The sequence below is a fragment of the Pseudomonas sp. UBA2684 genome (assembly GCA_002354655.1).
Classification (GTDB): domain Bacteria; phylum Pseudomonadota; class Gammaproteobacteria; order Pseudomonadales; family Pseudomonadaceae; genus Aquipseudomonas.
Genome location: DELY01000039.1, coordinates 1 through 21,779 on the forward strand (window position 1 = coordinate 1; position 21,779 = coordinate 21,779).

Sequence of the window (21,779 nt, forward strand, 5' to 3'; positions counted from 1 at the left end):
GAATGATCGGCTCAGTGGTTTGGTGGGTAACGATACGCTGACCGGTGGTGCGGGCAACGACACGTTGATTGGTGGTTCGGGCAACGACAGCATGTCCGGTGGCGTGGGTAACGATATGTATGAAGTGACCGACGCCAGCGACCAGGTAATCGAGGGCGCTGGCCAAGGCACTGACACTGTGTGGACCTCATTGTCGAGCTACACACTGACGGCCAACGTCGAGAACCTGATGTACGGTGCCAGCGGTAACTTCACCGGCACGGGGAATGCTTTGAGCAACATCATCCAGGGCGGTGTGGGGAATGATCGGCTCAGTGGTTTGGCGGGTAACGACACCTTGGTCGGTGGTGCGGGCAACGACACGTTGATCGGTGGTTCGGGTAACGACAGCATGTCCGGTGGCGTGGGGAATGACACCTATGAAGTGACCGACGCCGACGATCAAGTCGTCGAGGGCGCAGGCCAAGGCACTGACACCGTATGGACCTCGTTGTCGAGCTACACACTGACAGCCAACGTCGAGAACCTGATGTTCGGCGGTAGTGGCAACTTCACCGGCACGGGGAATGCGCTGAACAACACCATCCAGGGCGGTACCGGCAACGACACTCTTACTGGTGGCGCTGGCAACGACACCCTCACTGGTGGGCTCGGCAACGATATCTTGGTGTTCGGTACGAGCTTCGGCAATGACATCGTTAATGGCTTCGATGCCAACCCGGCCGGCGGGCAGGACTTGCTGAATATCGCAGCCTTCAACCTGACTGCTGGAACCTTCGCTAGCCGCGTAGCGATAGCGGATGCCGGGGCCGACGCCCTGGTGACGATCAATGGTGCCGATGGAGGCAGCATCCGCCTGGTCGGCGTAGCCGATCACACCAGCGTGACTCAAGCTGACTTCCAGTTGGCGTGAGATGTTCGAAGGCAAGGGTGTGCGGGTAATACCGCACACCCGTTTTTAATCGATCAGCTGTGGTTTTTAACCGTGAGCATATAGGCCTTGTGGCCTGTGCCAGTGCTATGGGATTGCAACCTCGTGGGGAGGATTTCCAATGAATGACAAGATCAGGATTGGCATCGTCGACGATCACCCGTTGCTGCGTCAGGGGGTGGCGGCGACCTTGAAGAAAGTGGCGGATTTCGATGTGGTCGAGCAGGGTGGTTCGGCCGACGAGGCGCGCGATATAGCGGCGCGCTGCCTGCCCGATGTGCTGTTGATGGACGTCAATATGCCCGGCGATACCTTTGCCGCGGTGCGCGCGATCAGCAAGTCGCAGCCCTCGGTGAAAATCATGATGCTGACTGTTTCGGAGTCCGAGGACGATGCCTATGCTGCGCTGGAAGGCGGTGCTCAGGGCTACGTGCTCAAGGGTGTCAGTGGGCCGGACCTGGTGCAGGCGATCCGCAACGTGGCCAAGGGCGAGACCTTCATCACGCCGGCGTTCGCCAGTCGTTTGCTGAGCCATTTCAGAAAACACGAGAGCGAGAAGCGCGGCGTCGACCTGACCCACCGCGAGGAGCAGATCATCCGTGAGGTGGCCAAGGGCCTGACCAACCGCGAGGTGGCGGCCAAGCTCAGCCTCAGCGAAAAAACCGTGAAGTACTACATGACCAATGTCATGCAGAAACTGCATGCGCGTAACCGCGTCGAAGCGGTAACGGCCGTACAACGCTATTGGGAAGCGCAGAAGAACTGGCGCCTCGATATCCACGCCCCGTGATGCGAGGCACCCGGTTCACTGTTGGCACCCTCACTCTGCGGCGAGGGTGAATTGTGCTTTGATTCGTGTGCCGCGCGCCGGGGCTGACTCGATGCTGAACGCCCCGCCAAGCGACTCCACGCGGTAACGCATGCCCACCAGGCCCAGGCGTGAACGCCCGCGGGCCTGCGCCTGTAGGTCGGCTTCTGCAATACCTCCACCCGCATCTTCGACCTGTACCGTCAGGCGGCCCGCGCGGTAATCGGCGCTGACTTGCTGCTGCTTGCCGCCCGCATGGTGGTAGGCATTGTTAAGCGCCTCCTGGACCAGGCGGTAGATACAGATCTTGTAGGGCAACGGCAGCTCTTCGGGCAGTTGGCCGAGGTTCAGGCTGACCTTGCTGTCCGTGCGCTGTTCATGGCGCTGGACCACCAGCTGCAGTTCTTCCTCCAGGCTCAAATCGTTGATTTCCGGCAAGGCCAGGCCGCGCGAGATGTTGCGTATTTCCTGCAAACTTTCCTGGGCCGCGCTGCGGATGGTCTCCAGGGCATCGCTGTCGGTGCTGCCTTGTTCGCGCAGCTCGGCCAGCTCATCGAGGCGCAGCAGAATCAGGGTCAGCAATTGCGCCGGACCATCGTGCAGATCGGCGCCCAGGCGCCGGTGAGTCAGCTCATTGATGGTCGAGAACTCCTGGTTGGCCAGGCTGATTTTGCCCTGCAGGCTGGCGTTCTGCCGGTACAGCTGCTGTTGCTCCTGCATCTGTCGACGCAGCGTGACTTGCTGGCGCTCGATAATTCGGTCGCCGCGCCGGACGATAAAGAACAGCAGCACCAACATGGCCATGGTGGCGGCGGCAATGATCGCCCAGACCTGCTGATGGATACTGCCGATCTCGTGCTCCATTTCGTAGAACTCACCGATCGCCAGAATCCGCCCGCTGCCCAACTCGCGCAGGGGTACGTAGGTTTCGTAGAGCGGCATGTCGAAGCTGCGCTCGTAGTCGTGCTCGGCATGTTCCAGCGGGCTGAGGCGGGTAACGATCTTGCCTTGCATGACCTGTTCGATCGGCTCCTGCGGGTAGTTGCGGTACACCGCCAATTTACTGGTGCTGTAGACGTTGCTGCCGTCCGGTAGCCAGATCTTCACCGAGACGATGTGCTGGTTCAGCGAGGTGTCGGCCATCAGCTTGTCGATGGCCGCGCTGCTGGTTTGCGACAGGCTGCGCGAGGTGGCCAGCTCCTGCACGAACTCGTCCAGATAGGCCTCCATATAGATCGCGGCACCTTCGCCGGCACTCTGTGCGGCAGCCAGCTTGATCTGTTGGCTGACCAGGCTGCCGACGAAGGCCATGGTCATGCCCATGATCAGCAGCGCCGCAAGCAGAAACTGGGTTGAGCGGCTGAGCCGATTCAGTTTGCCGGCAAAACGGCGCCAAGGCGTCGCCGCGACCAAAGTCTCATCCGCCATCTCGACCATCGTCGCCGAATTTGATTCGACCTTCGCATCTGTGGTCATGCGTGCCACTCCTTGATGCTCTTGATAAAGCGCTGTTGGAACGCCCAAGACGTCACGGGCTTCTCAAACACGCTAGCCCAGGATGCGCGCAGTGGTTGGTTTTTCAGCCCCGATCGCCCACCCGGCAAGCGCTTGGCAGCGTGAGGTTTCGAGTGAGTAGAGCCGTAGCTTGATAAGGACCAATGAATGGGCCTTGTAGCTATCAAGTGCGACAAAGGGTGCGGTATGCGGCGCAGGAGAGGGCGCTACGACCGATGCCACTGTCGCGTGGGAAGGAGTGCACCATGGACAGTCGTACCGGCCGCAGCGACGCGCCACAGATGCCATTCAGCGCATTCTCCCTGCGCTTTCACGGGCCACCCGCGGTCTGTTTCCGCCGCCGTGTTGCCGTGCATTTTCATCTCAATTTTTAGTTTGCCCGTATCCAGCCACGCCGTTGCACACGCTGCTGCAGTGTTGCCGTATGCATGTGGTTTTTCTGACGTTCAAGTTGATTTTTCTTCAGCATTGAGGGAACAAGAAAATGGCCACCTTAACCATCATCAAGACAGATCTGGTATTCATTCTTCAGCAAATCAAAATCGCCGAAGCGCATGCCGCCGGCACGCCGCTGCTGGATCTGGTTGGCAACCCGTTATTGCCGTGGGGCCTGCGCACCGTCGACGGCACCTACAACAACCTGGTTGCGGGACAGGAACATTACGGCTCGGCGGATCAGGTGATGCCGCGGCTGCTCGACCCTGAGTTCATCGATGCCGAAAACGGTATCGACGGCCCTGGCGCGCCTCCCGGTTTCCCCGGCTCGGGCACCCAGACGTCTTATGAGCAAACCAGCGGTTATGTGGTCGACTCGCAGCCGCGCACCATCAGCAACCTGATCGTCGACCAGAGCCTGGGCAATCCCGCGGCGGTTATCGCGGCGCTGGATTACGCCGGCTCGCAAGATTCGTTCGGCGATGCAGCGCTGGTGGCCGCTGCCAATGCCGCTGCCAGTGCGGCCGCCGCGGCTGCACTGGCGAGCAATGCGCAGGTTGCCGGCAGCGCCGCAACGCTGGCCGCCTCGACTACGGCGGCGACCAGCGCAGCCAATAGCGCCGCCGCCGCGCAAGCCACCGCGGCGGCAGATGCGCAGGCGCATGCCGATGCCGTGGCATTGTCGAATGCCGCCTTCGTGGTGCAGACCGATGCCTTCAATGCCTATATCGCCGCGCTGGCAACGCCGGATGTCGCCGACGATGGCCCCGCCCTGACCGCGTTCGTCAGCGCCGCCTCCGCCGCTAGCAATGCTGCCAGTAATGCCGCGGCATTGGGCAATGTGGCCTTGGCTTCGAGTGCCGCCGCCAGTACGGCCACCGCTGCCTCGACCGCCGCAGCTACACAGTTGGCCCTCGATACGGCCGCGCATGAGGCCGTGCTGGCCGAGGTGGTGGCCGCCGATACAGCCGCCAGCAGCGCCGCTGCCGATTTGCAGCAACTGCTCGATGGTCTGGGCATCGTCGTGGAAAACGGCACGGTGGTGATTCCCAACGTCGCCCCGGATGAAGGCCTGAGCGCGCCATTCAACTCCTGGATGACCCTGTTCGGCCAGTTCTTCGACCATGGCCTGGACCTGGTCAACAAGGGTGGCAGTGGCACCGTGTACATCCCGCTGCAACCCGACGATCCGTTGTATGTCGAGGGCTCGCACAGCAACTTCATGGTGCTGACCCGCGCCACCAATCAGCCCGGCGCCGACGGCATTCTCGGCACCGCGGACGATGTACGTGAGCACGTTAACCAGACCACGCCGTTTATCGACCAGAACCAGACCTACACCTCGAATGCCTCGCATCAGGTATTCCTGCGCGAGTACATCTTGGTCGACGGCAAGCCGGTGGCCACTGGGCATATGCTCGATGGGCAGAATGGTGGCCTGGCCACCTGGGCGGACATCAAGGCTCAGGCTCGGGAGATGCTCGGCATCGACCTGAGCGACCGTGACGTGACCAACGTGCCGCTGCTGGCCACCGACGAATATGGCCAGTTCATCCGTGGCGACAACGGCTTCGCCATGCTGATCATGCCGGGCAACCCGCCGATCGAAGTCGAGGGCAACCCGGATGCGCCGCTCAGCACGGTAGGCGCCGTGCGTACCGGGCATGCGTTCCTCGATGACATCGCGCACAACGCCGCGCCGGTGGTGGTCGGCGGGCAATTGATGGCCGATGCCGACGATGTTGCCGGCAACCCCGTGGCGGTCAACCCGCAGACCGGACGCAATCTGGAGTACGACAACGAACTGCTCGATGCACACTTCATCACCGGCGACGGCCGGGGCAACGAGAACATCGGCCTGACCGCCGTGCACCACGTATTCCACTCCGAGCACAACCGCCTGGTGGAAGCGAACAAACAGACCATCCTCGACACTGGCGATCTAGCCTTTATCAACGAATGGCTGATGATGCCGGTGACCAGCGTTCCCGGCAGTGCGGAAGGCTTGATCTGGAACGGCGAGCGGCTGTTCCAGGCGGCGCGCTTCATCAATGAAATGCAGTACCAGCATCTGGTGTTCGAAGAGTTCGCCCGCACGGTGCAGCCGTTGGTCGATCTGTTCACCTTCTCCAACACCATCGACATCGACCCGGCCATCGTCGCCGAGTTCGCCCATGTGGTGTATCGCTTCGGCCACTCGATGTTGACCGAGACGGTGGATCGGCTGGACAACAACATGCAGTCCAATGACATCGGCCTGATCGAGGCCTTCCTCAACCCCATCGAGTTCAACCAGGGCGGCGCCCTGAGTGCCGAGGAAGCGGCGGGGGCGATCATCCGTGGCATGACCCGGCAAACCGGCAACGAGATCGACGAGTTCGTTACCGAAGCGCTGCGCAACAACCTGGTCGGCCTGCCGCTGGACCTGGCGGCGATCAACATCGCCCGTGGCCGCGATACCGGCATTCCGTCGCTGAACAACGCCCGCGCGCAGTTCTATGAAATGACTGGCGACAGCCAGCTCAAGCCCTACGAGAGCTGGACCGATTTCGCCCTCAACATCAAGACGCCGGCCTCGATCATCAACTTCATCGCCGCCTATGGCACCCATGCCAGCATCACCGGCGCCACCACCCTGGAAGCTAAGCGCGACGCGGCCATGGCCCTGGTCATCGGCGGCGAGGGCGCACCGGCGGACCGCGACGCTTTCCTCAACGGCACCGGCACCTATGCCGGCAACAAGGGCGGCCTGAACCTGGTGGACTTCTGGATCGGCGGCCTGGCCGAAGCGCAGATGCCGTTTGGCGGCATGCTCGGCTCGACCTTCAACTTCGTCTTCGAAGTGCAGATGGAAAACCTGCAGAACGGCGACCGCTTCTATTACCTGAGCCGCACCCAGGGCATGAACCTGCTCAATGAGCTCGAAGGCAACACCTTCTCGGCACTGGTGATGCGCAACACTGACTTGGGCGACCCGAATGCCTCGCACCTGCCGGGTAACCTGTTCCAGTCGGTGGCGCACATCCTCGAGCTGGATATGGCACGTCAGCAGTACGCCGACCCGCTGGGCAGCAACCCGATCCTCAATGCCCTCAACCCGCTGGTGATCCGCAAGGACCTCGACGGCGACGGCGACAACGACTACCTGCGCTACACCGGTGAGGACCATGTGGTGCTCGGTGGTCGTGACAATGAGAACGACACCCTGATCGGCGGTGCCGGCGACGACACCCTGTGGGGCGATGGCGGCAACGACATCATCGAAGGCGGCTATGGCATCGACCATATCCACGGCGGTGCCGGCGACGACATCATCACCGACATCGGCGACGCCGACGTGATCCATGGCGACGATGGCCATGACGTGATCCACACCGGCCCAGGGCTCGACCTGGTGTTCGGCGGCGGTGGCCAGGACTTCATCTATGGCGGGCCGGATGGCAAGGAAATCTTCGGCGGCCGCGACAACGACTTCATCTTCAGTGGCAACGGCCCGAGCTTCATCCTCGGTAACGAAGGCGACGATTGGATGGAGGGCGGTGACGGCTTCGACACCCTGGCTGGCGATAACTCCGAGCTGTTCTTCAACAGCCCGATCATCGGTCACGATGTGATGAATGGCGGCGGCAACGACAACGACTACGACGGCGAATCCGGCGACGACATCATGTTCCAGGGCGCCGGTATCCACCGTAACGAGGGCATGTGGGGCTTCGACTGGGCGATCCACAAGAACAGCCCGGTGGGCGCCTATTCCGACCTGGCCATCCCGATCTTCACCTCGGTGGAGGCGGATATCCTGCGTGATCGTTTCGACCAGGTCGAAGGCCTGTCGGGTTGGATGCACGACGACGTGCTGCTCGGCGACGACCGCGCCGAGGGCGATGCCGCGGGTGAGAACTCGTTGTTCAACCACGAGTTGACCCAGTCCGGGGTCGACCGCATCGCCGGTCTCGAAGCCATCCTCGGCAGCGCGGTCAACCCGCGGCCCAATCCGCTGGATGCCAACGACCCGGTGGTGTTCAACGGCGGCAACATCCTCCTCGGCGGCGGCGGTAGCGACACCATCACTGGCCGTGGCGGTAACGACTACATCGACGGCGACCATTGGCTCAACGCACGCATCAGCGTGCGCAGCAAGCTCGATCCAGACGTCGAGTTGTTCAGCGTCGACAGCATGGCCGAGATCCAGGCACGGATGTTCTCCGGCGAGATCAACCCGAGCCAGTTGCATATCGTTCGGGAAATCCTCGACGGCGGCCAGGCCGCCGATATCGATACCGCAGTGTTTACCGGGGCCTTCGCCAACTACGAGGTGATCGAGAATTTCGACGGCACCTACACGGTGGTCGATAACGTCGGTACCGACGGCACTGACCTGATCCGCAATATCGAGCGCCTGCAGTTCACCGATCAGGCCATGTGGCTGGTCGATCGTCCGGCCGAAGGCAGCGTGACGATCAGCAGCCTGAACCCGGCCGAAGATCAGTTACTGACTGCCACGGCCAGCATCAGCGACCCCAACGGCATGCAGTTCGCCACGCTCAACTACGTGTGGCAGGCCGAGATCGCTGGCGTGTGGACGGCTGTCGGTAGCGGCCCGACCTTCCAGCCGGGCGATGCGCAGGTTGGCCTGGCGCTGCGTGTAGTGGTCAGCTTCACGGACGACGGCGGCAATCCGGAGTCGCTGATTTCGACGGCGACCGCGGCGGTGACTAACGTCAACGATGCACCAACCGGGCTGCCGAGCATCAACAACACCGCGCCGACCGCTGGCCAGGTGTTGATTGCCTCGACCGCGGCGCTCGCCGATGCCGATGGCCTGGCCGGTGTCGCGTTCAGCTATCAATGGCAGGCTGGCACCGGGGCGAGCTTCAGCGATATCGCCGGGGCCACCGCGCAGTCGTTCACGCCGAGCGCGGCGCAGGTCAACCAACAGGTGCGGGTGGTCATCTCCTACACCGATAACCGCGGCACGGCCGAGTCGCTCACTTCTGCCGCAACAGCCCTGGTGGTCAGCGCAATCATTCTTGGCACCTCCGCTAACGACACGCAGAGCGGGACGACTGGGGATGACCACATCCAAGGGTTGGATGGCAACGACCGTCTGAGTGGTTTAGCGGGTAACGATATCCTGGATGGTGGTGCCGGCGATGATGTACTCATTGGTGGTTCGGGTAATGACACTATGTCCGGTGGCGTGGGTGACGATACGTATGAAGTGACCGAAGCCGGCGACCAAGTAATCGAACTCGCCGGCCAAGGCACCGATACCGTGTGGGCCTCGCTGGCGAGCTACACGCTGACAGCCAACGTCGAGAACCTGATGTTCGGTGGTAGCGGCAACTTCACCGGCACGGGGAATGCGCTGAACAACACCATCCAGGGCGGTGTGGGTAATGATCGACTCAGTGGCTTGGCGGGTAACGACACGCTGACCGGTGGTGCGGGCAACGACACGCTGATTGGTGGTTCGGGCAACGACACTATGTCCGGTGGCGCGGGGAACGACACCTATGAAGTGACCGAGGCCGGCGATCAAGTAGTCGAGGGCGCAGGCCAGGGCACTGACACCGTGTGGACCTCGCTGGCGAGCTACACGCTGACGGCCAACGTCGAGAACCTGATGTACGGTGCTAGCGGCAACTTCACCGGCACGGGGAATGCGCTGAACAACACCATCCAGGGCGGTGTGGGTAATGATCGACTCAGTGGTTTGGCGGGTAACGACACGCTGACCGGTGGTGCGGGTAACGACACGCTGATTGGTGGTTCGGGTAACGACAGCATGTCAGGAGGTGTGGGTGACGATGTGTATGAAGTGACCGAAGCCGGCGACCAGGTAATCGAACTCGCCGGCCAAGGCATTGATACCGTGTGGACCTCGTTGTCGAGCTACACGCTGACGGACAATGTTGAGCGACTGATGTATGGGGCTAGCGGTAATTTCACCGGCACAGGCAATGCCCTGAATAACACCATCCAGGGTGGTGTAGGCAATGATGTGCTCAACGGCGGTGCCGGCAACGATACCCTCACTGGTGGGCTCGGCAACGATATCCTCGTGTTTGGTACAAACTTCGGCAATGACATCGTTAATGGATTCGATGCCAACCCGGCCGGAGGCCAGGACTTGCTGAATATCGCAGCCTTCAACCTGACCGCTGGAACCTTCGCTAGCCGTGTGGCGATAGCGGATGCCGGGGCCGACACCTTGGTGACGGTCAACGGTGCCGATGGAGGCAGCATCCGTTTGGTCGGTGTCACCGATCACACCAGTGTGACCATCGCCGATTTCCAACTGGCATAAAGTGGCTGCGCGGCTTTGGCACGCAGCCGCGCGTAGTTGGCTAGGGCAAGTGCCGCTCGCATTACGGTGTATCGCCAGGACGGTGGTGCACCGTCTTTTTAATCGTTTGCAAACGCACAGCCCCGATCATTAGTGACTGGGGCTTTTTCGTGGCGGTGCGGGGTTACTTGGAGAGGAACTTCATGCCGTCTTCCAGGCCCTGCAAGGTCAGCGGGTACATCTGCTCTTCCAACAGCTCGCGCATGATGTTGGTCGAGGCGGTGTAGCCCCAGGTGTCCTTGGGGTAGGGGTTGATCCAGATGAGTTTCTTGTACTTCTCCATAAAACGCTTGATCCACACGTAACCCGGCTCCTCGTTCCAGTGCTCGACGCTGCCGCCGGCCTGGGTGATCTCGTAGGGCGCCATGGCCGCGTCGCCGACGAACACCACTTTGTAGTCGGCGCCATATTTGTGCAGCAGGTCCTGGGTGGAGAAGCGTTCGGAGCTGCGGCGCAGGTTGTTCTTCCACACCGACTCGTACACGCAGTTATGGAAGTAGAAGTACTCCATGTGCTTGAACTCGGTCTTGCAGGCGCTGAACAGCTCTTCGCAAACCTTGATATGCGCGTCCATCGAACCGCCGATGTCGAATAGCAGCAACAGCTTGACCGTGTTGCGCCGCTCCGGGCGCATCTGGATGTTGAGCAGGCCGCCGTCTTTGGCGGTGTGGTCGATGGTGCCGTCCAGATCCAGCTCGTCCTGGGCGCCCTGACGGGCGAACTTACGCAGGCGGCGCAGGGCGATCTTGATGTTGCGCGTGCCCAGTTCGACCTGATCGTCGAGGTTCTTGTACTCGCGCTGGTCCCACACCTTGACCGCCTTGCCCTGGCGCTGACCGGCATCGCCGACGCGAATGCCTTCCGGGTTGAAGCCGCCGGAGCCGAACGGGCTGGTGCCGCCAGTGCCGATCCACTTGTTGCCGCCGGCGTGGCGCTCTTTCTGCTCTTCCAGGCGCTTCTTGAACTCTTCGATCAGCTTGTCGAGGCCGCCGAGGGATTCGATCTTGGCGCGTTCCTCGTCGGTCAGCGAGCGCTCGAACTCCTTGCGCAGCCATTCATCGGGGATCAGCGCCTCGATGTGCTGATTGAGATTTTCCAGGCCCTTGAAGTAGGCGCCGAACGCGCGGTCGAACTTGTCGAAATGCCGCTCGTCCTTGACCAGGATGGTGCGCGAGAGAAAGTAGAACTCGTCCATATCGGCGAACACCACGTTGTGTTTCAACGCGTTGATCAGGTCGAGCAGCTCGCGCACCGACACCGGCACCTTGGCCGCGCGCATTTCGTTAAATAGGTTGAGCAGCATATGTGCGCCCTCATGGGTATCCGTAGGGTGGGTTAGCCGCGTAGCGGCGTAACCCACCATCGATGCCGCAGGCATCGCTTTGGCCAGCCTGTCGGCCGGTTGGTGGGTTACGCTTCGCTAACCCACCCTACAAGAGCGTGGCTTAACGCGAAGCGCGGCGGCTCATAAACGCCAGGCGTTCCAGCAGCTGCACATCCTGCTCGTTCTTCACCAGGGCGCCGGCCAGGGGCGGGATGGCCTTGGTTGGGTCGCGTTCGCGCAGCACGGCTTCGCCGATATTGTCGGCCATCAGCAGCTTGAGCCAGTCGACCAGTTCGCTGGTGGAGGGCTTCTTCTTCAGGCCCGGCACCTTGCGCACGTCGAAGAACACGTCCAGCGCCTCGGCGACCAGGTCCTTCTTGATGTCCGGGTAGTGCACGTCGACGATCTTCTGCAGGGTCGCGCGATCCGGGAAGGCGATGTAGTGGAAGAAGCAGCGGCGCAGGAAGGCGTCCGGCAGTTCTTTTTCGTTGTTCGAGGTGATGATGATGATCGGGCGCTGCTTGGCCTTGATCGTCTCGTTGGTCTCGTAAACGTAGAACTCCATCTTGTCGAGTTCTTGCAGCAGGTCGTTGGGGAACTCGATATCGGCCTTGTCGATCTCGTCGATCAGCAGGATCACCCGGTCTTCCGACTCGAAGGCTTCCCACAGCTTGCCCTTCTTGATGTAGTTGCGCACGTCGTGGACTTTGTCGCTGTCCAGCTGCGAGTCGCGCAGGCGGCTGACCGCGTCGTACTCGTACAGGCCTTGGTGGGCCTTGGTGGTGGACTTGATGTGCCAGGTGATCAGGCGTGCGCCGAAGGATTCGGCCAACTGCTCGGCGAGCATGGTCTTGCCGGTGCCCGGTTCACCCTTGACCAGCAGCGGACGCTCCAGGGTAATGGCGGCGTTGACCGCAAGCTTGAGGTCGTCGGTGGCGACGTAGGACTGGGTGCCTTCGAACTTCATCGGAAAATCCTCGAACGGTAACGCCCGGGGGCAATACCCGCGGGTTCAGTATTTGAAAAGCCGACTATAACGCGCGGGCCTGGCGACTGTGAACGCAGACGCGCCATTCAGTCACTGAATGGCGGGTCACGCGTCGGTTGTCACGCTCGCCGCGACGTGTCGCGGCGCAGTGCTTGCGGCACTGGACGGCTACCCAGCGGCGTCATAGGCTTGGGAGTCCCACCTCGGCACCACCTGAACAAGGACACCGCCATGAGCCGCATTTTCGCAGACAACGCACAAGCCATCGGCAATACCCCGTTGGTCAAGATCAATCGCCTGGGCCCGGCCGGCGTGACCATCCTGGCCAAGATCGAAGGGCGCAACCCGGCGTATTCGGTGAAGTGCCGGATTGGCGCCAGCATGGTCTGGGATGCCGAAGAACGTGGCGTACTCAAACCAGGCATGACCATCGTCGAGCCGACATCCGGCAACACCGGTATCGGCCTGGCTTTCGTCGCCGCGGCGCGCGGCTACAAGTTGCTGCTGACCATGCCGGCGTCGATGAGCCTGGAGCGGCGCAAGGTCTTGAAGGCCCTGGGCGCGGAGTTGGTACTCACCGAACCGGCCAAAGGCATGAAAGGCGCCATCGAGAAGGCCGCGGAAATCGCCGCATCCGACAGCGCCACCTACTTTATGCCGCAACAGTTCAACAACCCGGCCAACCCGGCGATCCACGAGAAGACCACCGGCCCGGAAATCTGGAACGACACCGATGGCGCCGTGGATGTGCTGGTCGCCGGCGTCGGCACCGGCGGCACCATTACCGGTGTATCGCGCTACATCAAACAGACCCAGGGCAAGCCGATTCTCTCGGTGGCGGTCGAGCCCATCGGCTCGCCGGTGATCAGCCAGACCATCGCCGGTGATGAGGTCAAACCCAGCCCGCATAAAATCCAGGGCATCGGCGCCGGCTTCGTGCCCAGCAACCTCGACCTGGCGATGGTCGACCGCGTCGAGTTGGTCACCGATGACGACTCCAAGGCCATGGCCCTGCGCCTGATGCGCGAAGAGGGCATCCTCTGCGGCATCTCCTGCGGCGCAGCGATGGTGGCGGCAGTGCGTATCGCCGCGGAGCCTGGCATGCAAGGCAAAACCATCGTGGTGATCCTGCCGGACTCCGGCGAGCGTTACCTGTCGAGCATGCTGTTCAGTGACATGTTCACCGAGCAGGAGCTGACGCAGTAATACCGCTCGCTTAAGCCGCTGGAGTAGGGCGCAGGATGGGTATCGCGCAGCGTACCCATCGACCAACCCCTGCGCCTCCCCCGTGACTTCTGCGCCAGCGCCTAAGCCATCCTACGCCTTGGCTGGCAGTGTGCTCGGCGCACTGGGTCGCACCACCAGCCACAGCGCGATGGCGATCAGCACGCCGCCATACAGGTAGGCCCAGGACAGCGGCTCATCCAGCAACAACGCCCCCCACAACACGCCGAAGGGTGGAATCAGGAAGGTGGTGGTCGAGGCCTTGATCGGGCCGATGTCGGCCAGCAGGCGGAAATACAGCACATAGGCAAATGCCGTGCAGATAAAGCCCAGCCCGGCCAGGGACAGCCATACATCCAGGCCACCCCAGTTGGCTGGCGGCTGCACGATCAGTGCACCGGCGAACAATGGCATGAGGAACAAGCTGGCGCCGCACAGGCTGCTGAAGGCGGTCAGGCGATTGTCCAGGCCGCCTTGTTGGCCGATCCAGCGACGGGTGAGAAAACCGGCAAAGCCATAGCAGGTGGTGGCTACTAGGCAGGCGCCGGCGCCCAGCAACAGCGACAGATCGAACGCCACCGGCCCGGTCTGGGTGAGTATTGCCACGCCGAACAGGCCGATTGCCACCCCGGCGGCCTTGCTCAGGGTCAGAGCTTCGCTAAAGAACAACGCGCCGATCAGTACGCCCATCATCGGTGTCGTCGCATTGAAAATTGCCGAGTAGCCGGCCGGCAACACCAGCGCCGCCAGGCTATACATGGCCGACGGCAAGCCGGCGTTGATCACCCCAAGCACCAGGCATTGCTTGAGCTTGCCGCGAAAGTCCCACTGCACACGCATGATCAGCAGAATCGCCAACAGCCCGAGCATGCCCAGGCTGGCGCGGAAGAAGGCGGTCGGCATGCTGCCGAGCACCGGCGCGATAATCCGCATAAACAGAAAACTCGCGCCCCAGATGGCGGCGAGGAGTAACAGACGCAGCAGGTCGGCGAGGCGCACGACGCACTCCAAATGGCTTCAGGGGGCGAGCAGTGTTGCCGGGCGCAACGGCTAAGGCAATCCGAAAGACGCTTTTAAATCGACCGCAACGCCGCGCGGCCATCGGTTGTGATCAGCCATGGGTGGGCGCCGTGATTGCACGGATGCGCCGACGCGATTGTCGTGTGGCTGACTCAGGCAATGTGCTGGCGTGCCGCCTCGGCAATAACGCGCGGTACGCGGCGTTCGAAAAAAGTGTCGGCTGTACCTCGGCGGCTTGCGCCGCTAACCCTGCCTACGAGGTTGCTGCGCTTGCCTGCCAAGCCCAGCCTTGGTTCAGGCTAATCCGCGAAGAACCTTTATGTGGTGGCATACGCGTTAGCGCAGTGCAATATTTCGCCGCAGATAAACGTGTCAGGCCGTTGAAAAATGTAGGCGAGGCAGCCGAGACAAGGCAAAAACGGCCGAAAAAGCGCAGTTTACTGGTGTAAATGAGCATTTTGAGGCCGTTTTTAACGCCGTATCGGCAACGTAGGTAGTTTTTCAACGGCCTGCTAGCGCCAATGTTGGCTTTTCCTCGGCCCAGCCACTGGCTAAGCTCGCCACACCCTACCGATTCCTCCAGCAGAGGTTTGCCCATGGCGCAGCAATGGCCGGCCGCCGATATCGCCCGTCTGATCCTCGATGGTTTCGACGACTACCGTGAGCATTTCCGCCAGATCACCGATGGCGCCCAGGCGCGTTTCGAGCAGGCGCTCTGGCAGGAGGCGCAGCAGGCCTCGGCGGCGCGGATCAACCTGTATGAAGAAAAAGTCAGCGAGGTTGGTGAGGGCCTGCGTCGCAGCTTCACTCAAGCGCTGCTCGACGTGGCCCAGTGGCCGCTGGTGAAAAGCGCCTACATCGCGCTGATCGACCTGCGCTACGACGATGAATTGGCGGAAACCTGGTTCAACTCGATCTTCTGCGGCCTGTTCAGTCATGACCAGATCAGCGATGGCTGCATGTTTATTCATACCACTCGGCCGTCGCTGCGTAGCCAGCAGCGTGCCGCGCAAACCCGCAGCTACCGACCCGCCACAGGCTTGCCCGGTATGCTCGAAGCGATTTTCCAGGATTACCGTTTCAGTGCGCCGTTCGAGGATTTGCCGCGCGACCTCAACCGCCTGGCAAGTCAGCTGCGCGGCAACCTGCCGGATTGGGTGTGTAAGGACCCGGAGCTGACCATCGAATTGTTTTCCTCGGTGCTCTATCGCAACAAGGGCGCCTACCTGGTTGGCCGGCTGTTTACCCGCGACGAGCAGTGGCCGCTGGTGATCCCGCTGTTGCACCGCGAAGGCCAGGGCATTCAGATCGATGCACTGATTACCGACGAAGCCGAGGTGTCGATCATCTTCTCTTTCACCCGCTCGTACTTCATGGTCGATGTGGCGATTCCGGCGGAGTTCGTCGGCTTCCTCAAGCGCATCCTGCCGGGCAAGCACATCGCCGAACTGTATACCTCGATCGGCTTCTACAAACACGGCAAGTCGGAGTTCTACCGCGCGCTGATCAATCACCTGGCGACCACCGACGACAAGTTCATCATGGCCCCCGGTGTGCGCGGCATGGTCATGAGCGTGTTCACCCTGCCGGGCTTCAACACCGTGTTCAAGATCATCAAGGACCGCTTCTCGCCGTCGAAAAGTGTCGACCGCAATACGGTGATCCAGAAGTACCGGCTGGTGAAAAGTGTCGATCGCGTAGGGCGCATGGCCGATACCCAGGAGTTCGCCGACTTTCGCTTCCCCTTGAGTAAATTCGAACCTGAGTGCCTGGCCGAGCTGCTGGAGGTGGCGCCGTCGACGGTGGTGGTGGAGGGCGACAGCGTGCTGGTGCGCCACTGCTGGACCGAACGGCGCATGACCCCGCTGAACATGTACGTCGAGAGTGCCAGCGACGCGCAGGTGCGCGAGGCGCTGGAGGATTACGGCCTGGCGATCAAGCAACTGGCGGCGGCGAATATCTTCCCCGGCGACATGCTGCTGAAAAACTTCGGCGTCACCCGCCATGGTCGCGTGGTGTTCTACGACTATGACGAAATCAGTTACCTCACCGAGGTCAACTTCCGGCGCATTCCGCCGCCGCGCTATCCGGAGGACGAGATGGCCTCCGAACCCTGGTATTCAATCGCCCCGAACGACGTGTTCCCCGAAGAGTTCCCGCCGTTCCTGTTCGCCGATATGCAGCAGCGCCGCTTGTTCAGCCAGTTGCATGGTGATTTGTACGACGCCGACTACTGGAAAAGCCTGCAAGAGGCGATTCGGGCCGGCAAGGTCATCGACGTGTTTCCTTATCGGCGCAAAGCCGAGCAGGCTGAGAACTAAGGCTCTGTACCTATTAAATGTCGATGCAGACCGCCGTCACGAGGGAGTGGCTTTAGCCGCGAAAGATCTTCAGTTTTCAAAGGTTTTCGCGGATAAATTCGCTCCCGCAAAAGTACGGTTTCTCCTGCAACACGTAGTGGGGATATAGCCAAAACCAAAGTCTGTACGAACAGTCGTCGCGCCCAGATCAGGCGCGGCGAATAAGGAGCGTCCACAGTGAAAACATCGCTTAGCGCTGCCGCAGGGTTCTTACTCAGCGGCGGCGTCAGCCTGGCTCAGGCGGCTGAGCCGGCCGACCAAGTCGTCGCCGAACTGGCGCCCCTGGTCATCACCTCGCCGCGTACTAGCAGCCGCTGGCTGAGCACGCCCGCGGCAGTCACGGTGGTGCAGGCCAGCGCGGCAGCGGGCGAGCAAAACCTGGCGCTGGATCGCCTGCTGGCGTCGGTGCCGGGCGTGTTCAGCCAGAATCGCTACAACCTGGCTCAGGGCCTGCGGCCATCGATCCGCGGCTTTGGTGCGCGCGGCAACTTCGGCGTACGCGGCGTGCGCGTGCTGGTCGATGGCGTGCCATTGACCATGCCCGATGGGCAGACCGAACTGGATGGGCTCGATCTCGGCCTGGTCGAGCGCATGGAAGTGCTGCGCGGCCCGGCGTCGGTGCTCTACGGCAATGCCGCCGGCGGGGTGCTGGCGATTCAGACCCGCGAGCCGCCGGCTGAGCCTTACAGCCTGCTCGATGTCAGCGGTGGCGAGTTGGGTTACCAGCGCCTGCGTGCGGAAACGGCTGGCAGCGCTGGTAATCTCGGCGGCTTGCTGGCGTTCAACAGTACCCAGCTGGACGGCTACCGCGAGCATGGCAAGGCGGAAACCAACAGCCTGACCGGCAAACTGCGCTGGTACGGCGAGGGCGGGCGGCTGGGTGTTAGCTTCAACGCCATCGACAACCGCGCCGAAGACCCGGGCGGGTTGACCGCTGCTGAAGTCAGTGCAAACCGTGATCAGGCCGCGCCGAACAACCTGCGTTTCGATGCCGACGAATTTATCCGTCAGCAACGCCTGGCGCTGGTCTGGGATGGTTATGCCAGCGGCACCGACGACTACCAGTTGCGCAGTTATCTGGGCCGGCGCGAGTTCGGCAACCGCCTGGGATTTACCAATGGCGGGCAGACCACCTTCGAGCGAGCCTTCGCCGGCCTGGGCGGGCAATACAACCATCGCCGGGCGGTGTTCGGTCTGCCCCATACGCTGACCGTCGGTGTCGATCTGGAAAGTCAGCGTGACGACCGACGTCGCTATGACAACCTGTTGGGCGAGCGTGGCGCGCTGACCCAGCAGCAGGACGAAAGCGCCGACAGCAGCGGCCTGTTTATCCAGGATGAAATCAGCCTCAGCGACGACTGGCAGGCAACTCTCGGCCTGCGCTATGACCGTGTGCGCCTGGCGGTTAACGATCACTTCGTTACGCTCACTGATGGCGACGATTCCGGTTCGCGCAATCTGCAGGATTGGAACTACAGCCTGGGCCTCAGCTACCGGCTCGACCCACACCAGTCGCTGTACGGGCGCGTGGGCACGTCGTTCGAAACCCCCACCGTCAATGAATTGGCCAACCCGCAAGGCGCTGGCTTCAACCCGGCGCTGGCGCCGGCCCAGGCGCTGAACCGGGAGATCGGCCTGAAAGGCGAATGGCCGCGCCTGCGCTATGAGCTGGCGCTGTTCAGCATGGACCTTGAAGACGAGTTGGTGGCGTTCAGCCTGGATGGACAACCGGGGCGCAACTTCTACCGCAATGCCGGCCAATCACGCCGCGACGGCTTCGAGGCCAGTCTGGAGTGGCAGCTGCATGAGCACTGGCGACTGACCACGGCCTACGCCTACAACCGTTATCGCTTCGTCCAGTACCAGGTGGCGGGTAACGATCTGGACGGCAACCGCCTGGCCGGTATTCCGCGGCAGACCCTGTTCACCGAACTGGGCTATGAGTACCAAGATGTGTACGCCCGCTTGAATCTCAGTGCCTTCGACCGCATGTATGCCAATGACGCCAACAGCGTGCGGGTGCCGGGTTATGCATTGCTCAATCTGCGTATCGGCAAACGCCTGACCTGGAACGAGCAGACGCTGGAACCGTACCTGGGGCTCGACAACCTGTTGGATCGGCGCTACTTCGATAATGTGCGGATCAACGATGGCAATGCCCGCTATTTCGAGCCAGGGCCAGGACGCACGCTGTATCTGGGGCTTCGCGCAACGTTCTGAGGCTAGCCAAGCGCTAGCGCCTGCGGCTGTTGGCCAGTGTATTCATCTCGCTATCCCTGCACTTTTGCTGGGGTTAATCTACGCTGAAACTAGGTGCACCAAGCGCCTTGTCGAAGTTCTTGGCAGGAGGAAGTTCCATGAGCGCCAAGTTGCAAAACGCCTTACACGATCTGTTGGTTGCCCTCGGTCTGCTTGAGCGGCCGAAACTGCAACCGATTCCTGTGCGCAGCAACCCGCCGCGTGAGCCGCAAGCGCCACGCCGCCGTCGCTGACACCTCCGCAGGGTGGGCTTCAGCCCACCGCTTAGGTCAAACGCCTGCCCACTGTTCAGGCGTTTAAGTGCGGGTGGTTGCTAAACCACTCGCCGATCAGTTCACGCATTCGCTCCCCGGAAAAACTCGCAAAATGACCGCCATGCACGGTGCGCACCGGCAGTTCGCGCAGGCGCGCCAGGCTGCCGGCGTAGTGCTCCAGATTGGCGTGGTAGGCGTCCTCGATCAGCGGCCCGTCGTAGAGAATGTCGCCGGAAAATAGCGTCTGCGTGGCGGCTTCCCACAAGCTGATGCCGCCCGGCGAATGACCGGGGGTATGCAGCACCTGCAATACCCGGTCGCCCAGATCCAGCAGGTCGCCTTCCTCGATCAGGCGGGTGGCTGGTGCCGCCTTGACCCGGTATTCGGCGTAGCACAACGGGCAATCCGGGTGCGCCTCGAACATCTCGTCGCCCACAAACGCGGTGGCCAGGGTGTTGGCGCCGGTCGGCGCAGCGAGGATGTCGGCTTCGGCCGGATGCACCAAGCGCTCGGCAAACTCGTGATGGCCGGCGATATGGTCGAAGTGACAATGGCTGGCCACTGCCAACAGGGGGCGATCAGTGAGCCAGGGCAACTGCTCGCGCAAGCTGACCAGGCCGGAACCCGAGTCGATCAGCGCATCGCGCGTGCGGCCCTGGATGTGCCACATGTTGCAGCGGTAGAAGGGCCGCACGAAGGGTTCGTGGATCAGGCTGATGCCGTCGTAACGGTGTTCCACCTCGAACCACTGCTCGCGGTTGACGATTTTCATGGCAGGCAACTCTCTGCGGATTAGCCCAGTGTAGGGTGGGCCTCGGCCCACCACATGCTTCAAGCCAATTGTGCCTTGGGTACCAGCACCCAGCGGCGCAGTACGCTGTAGCTGGCGGCGGTGAGCAGAAACACCGGCAACGAGGCGCCAAACGACAGCGGCGAAACCCAGCCCCAGTAATAGGCCAGTGCCGCACCCAAGGCATAGGCGGCGAACGCGGCCGGGTTGATGCCGGCCAGGTAACGGTAGCGGCCGCCGTCTTCGCTGAGCAGGTCGTCGACATCGTAGTGAGCGCGGTGGATCAGGAAGTAGTCGGCGATCAGTACGGCAAAGGCCGGGATAAACACGCTACCGATGATCAGCAGGAAGCTCTGGAAGTTGTCGAGGATGCCGGGAATCTGCGAGCCGAGGATCGACAGTACGCCAATTGCCAAGGCCGGTTTCCAGAACGCGGTTTTCGGGCTGATATTCAGGTACGACAACGAGGCGCTGTACACGCACATGACGTTGGTGGTCATCACCGAAAGGAACACCACGATGGCCGCCGGCAGGCCGAAACCAAAGCCGGAGAGCAGCACGGCCGGGTCGTAGGTCTGCTCCTGGCCGCTCAGCACGCTGAAGCCGGAGACCGTGGCGCCGAGGCCCATGGCCAGCAGGGTGGCGGCGACGTAGCCGAGCCAGGTGCCGACCGCTGCCACGCCCTGGCTGCGGCAGTTGCGGTTGTAGTCGGCCGCCAGTGGAATCCAGGAGAACGCCGTGGCGATGACGATATCGAAAGCAATTCCAGGGGTGATTTCGTTACGCGATTGCGGCGCCATGTCGATCAGCGCGCTGAACTCGAAGTGCTGGCCCATGGCGTAGAACACCGCGCCGCAGAGCAGCAGCATGCCGACCGCCGCCCAACTCTCGACGCGCTCGATGCCCAGGTGGCCGCGCAGGGCGATCAGCAGCACCAGGGTTTCGCAGAGGATGGTGAACAGCGCCAGGTTGGAGTAACCGGTCAGGTGTTCCACCGCATAGTTCAGGCTCATGCCCGCCAGCAGTGCCTGAATCCAACTCCAGGCCAGCAGCGTCAGCAGGTTGACCAACGACGGCAGCTTGGCGCCGAGCGGGCCGTAACTGCCGCGCGCCAGCACCATGGTGGTAAGGCCGGTGCGCTGGCCCATCAAGCCGACCAGCACCAGCGGCAGGATGCCCAGGCCCGAACCGATCAGCACGATCAGCATGGCGTTGATAAACGTCAGGTCCGGCACCAGCAGCATGCCAGTAAGAATGGTGGTGACCACCACGTTGGCGCCGAGCCACAACGCGGTGGTGCCGCCGAGGCCGAGGCTGCGATGGCTCGGATCGGTGGGGGCGAGGCCGTCCTGGCCGAAGTGCTGGGTTAGGTTTTTCAACATGTGACGACTCCGATGCTTGATTATTGGTTTTAGCGGCAGTCAGTGATGTGGTGCGATCTTGTTGTTCTGTTGGCTGAGACGCCTAGCGCGGCCATACGTCCGCTGGCGCCCGGCGTATTGGGCTTCGCGGCGCTCAGCCC

Annotated in this window: 14 protein-coding genes; 8 read left to right on the top strand and 6 right to left on the bottom strand. The window is 62.0% G+C overall.

Annotation, left to right across the window (positions count from 1 at the left end; all coding sequences use genetic code 11):
* Together B3M58_RS12935 and B3M58_RS12940 are read left to right on the top strand one after the other, a co-directional pair.
* Nucleotides 1-913 (top strand): calcium-binding protein (locus B3M58_RS12935; protein ID WP_296219657.1); only part of this gene is annotated, 913 nt, incomplete at its 5' end.
* A gap of 139 nt (nucleotides 914-1,052) precedes the next feature.
* On the top strand, nucleotides 1,053-1,721 hold the full coding sequence (locus tag B3M58_RS12940; RefSeq protein WP_296219658.1) for a response regulator: 669 nt from the start codon (nucleotides 1,053-1,055) through the stop codon (nucleotides 1,719-1,721).
* Between the two features lie 30 nt (nucleotides 1,722-1,751).
* Here B3M58_RS12940 and B3M58_RS12945 read toward each other — a convergent pair whose 3' ends face one another.
* Nucleotides 1,752-3,215: a sensor histidine kinase gene (locus B3M58_RS12945; RefSeq protein ID WP_296219660.1), complete on the bottom strand. Its 1,464-nt coding sequence runs from the start codon at nucleotides 3,213-3,215 to the stop codon at nucleotides 1,752-1,754.
* Between the two features lie 284 nt (nucleotides 3,216-3,499).
* Between B3M58_RS12945 and B3M58_RS12950 the strand changes: the two genes are divergently transcribed.
* Nucleotides 3,500-3,628: a hypothetical protein gene (locus B3M58_RS12950; RefSeq protein WP_296219663.1), complete on the top strand. Its 129-nt coding sequence runs from the start codon at nucleotides 3,500-3,502 to the stop codon at nucleotides 3,626-3,628.
* A gap of 110 nt (nucleotides 3,629-3,738) precedes the next feature.
* Entirely contained in the window at nucleotides 3,739-9,999 is a 6,261-nt protein-coding gene (locus B3M58_RS12955) for a peroxidase family protein (protein ID WP_296219664.1), read from the top strand.
* A gap of 163 nt (nucleotides 10,000-10,162) precedes the next feature.
* Here the strand turns inward: B3M58_RS12955 and B3M58_RS12960 are convergent, their stop codons facing one another.
* Both B3M58_RS12960 and B3M58_RS12965 read right to left on the bottom strand, forming a co-directional pair.
* A complete protein-coding gene (locus B3M58_RS12960; RefSeq protein WP_296219665.1) occupies nucleotides 10,163-11,341 on the bottom strand; it encodes a vWA domain-containing protein in 1,179 nt (392 codons plus the stop codon).
* Between the two features lie 142 nt (nucleotides 11,342-11,483).
* Entirely contained in the window at nucleotides 11,484-12,329 is an 846-nt protein-coding gene (locus B3M58_RS12965) for an AAA family ATPase (protein WP_296219666.1), read from the bottom strand.
* Nucleotides 12,330-12,581: 252 nt separating this feature from the next.
* Between B3M58_RS12965 and cysK the strand changes: the two genes are divergently transcribed.
* Nucleotides 12,582-13,556 (top strand): cysteine synthase A, encoded by a 975-nt coding sequence (cysK, locus tag B3M58_RS12970; protein ID WP_296219668.1) that lies wholly within the window; start codon nucleotides 12,582-12,584, stop codon nucleotides 13,554-13,556.
* Nucleotides 13,557-13,667: 111 nt separating this feature from the next.
* Here cysK and B3M58_RS12975 read toward each other — a convergent pair whose 3' ends face one another.
* Nucleotides 13,668-14,573 (bottom strand): DMT family transporter, encoded by a 906-nt coding sequence (locus B3M58_RS12975; protein ID WP_296219670.1) that lies wholly within the window; start codon nucleotides 14,571-14,573, stop codon nucleotides 13,668-13,670.
* Nucleotides 14,574-15,190: 617 nt separating this feature from the next.
* On the opposite strand from B3M58_RS12975, the gene aceK reads away from it, so the two are divergent.
* The 3 genes from aceK to B3M58_RS12990 all read left to right on the top strand — a co-directional run bounded on the left by aceK (nucleotide 15,191) and on the right by B3M58_RS12990 (nucleotide 19,446).
* A complete protein-coding gene (gene aceK, locus B3M58_RS12980; protein ID WP_296219671.1) occupies nucleotides 15,191-16,915 on the top strand; it encodes a bifunctional isocitrate dehydrogenase kinase/phosphatase in 1,725 nt (574 codons plus the stop codon).
* A 216-nt stretch (nucleotides 16,916-17,131) separates the two neighbouring features.
* Entirely contained in the window at nucleotides 17,132-19,174 is a 2,043-nt protein-coding gene (locus B3M58_RS12985; protein ID WP_296219673.1) for a TonB-dependent receptor family protein, read from the top strand.
* A gap of 137 nt (nucleotides 19,175-19,311) precedes the next feature.
* Nucleotides 19,312-19,446 carry a PA1414 family protein gene (locus B3M58_RS12990; RefSeq protein ID WP_296219674.1) on the top strand — a complete coding sequence of 45 codons (135 nt, stop codon included), beginning with the start codon at nucleotides 19,312-19,314 and terminating at the stop codon, nucleotides 19,444-19,446.
* Nucleotides 19,447-19,501: 55 nt separating this feature from the next.
* Here the strand turns inward: B3M58_RS12990 and B3M58_RS12995 are convergent, their stop codons facing one another.
* Both B3M58_RS12995 and B3M58_RS13000 read right to left on the bottom strand, forming a co-directional pair.
* Nucleotides 19,502-20,239 carry an MBL fold metallo-hydrolase gene (locus tag B3M58_RS12995; protein WP_296219676.1) on the bottom strand — a complete coding sequence of 246 codons (738 nt, stop codon included), beginning with the start codon at nucleotides 20,237-20,239 and terminating at the stop codon, nucleotides 19,502-19,504.
* Nucleotides 20,240-20,298: 59 nt separating this feature from the next.
* Nucleotides 20,299-21,639, bottom strand: coding sequence for a purine-cytosine permease family protein (locus B3M58_RS13000; RefSeq protein WP_296219678.1), 1,341 nt, complete (start codon nucleotides 21,637-21,639; stop codon nucleotides 20,299-20,301).
* Nucleotides 21,640-21,779 lie beyond the last annotated feature (140 nt).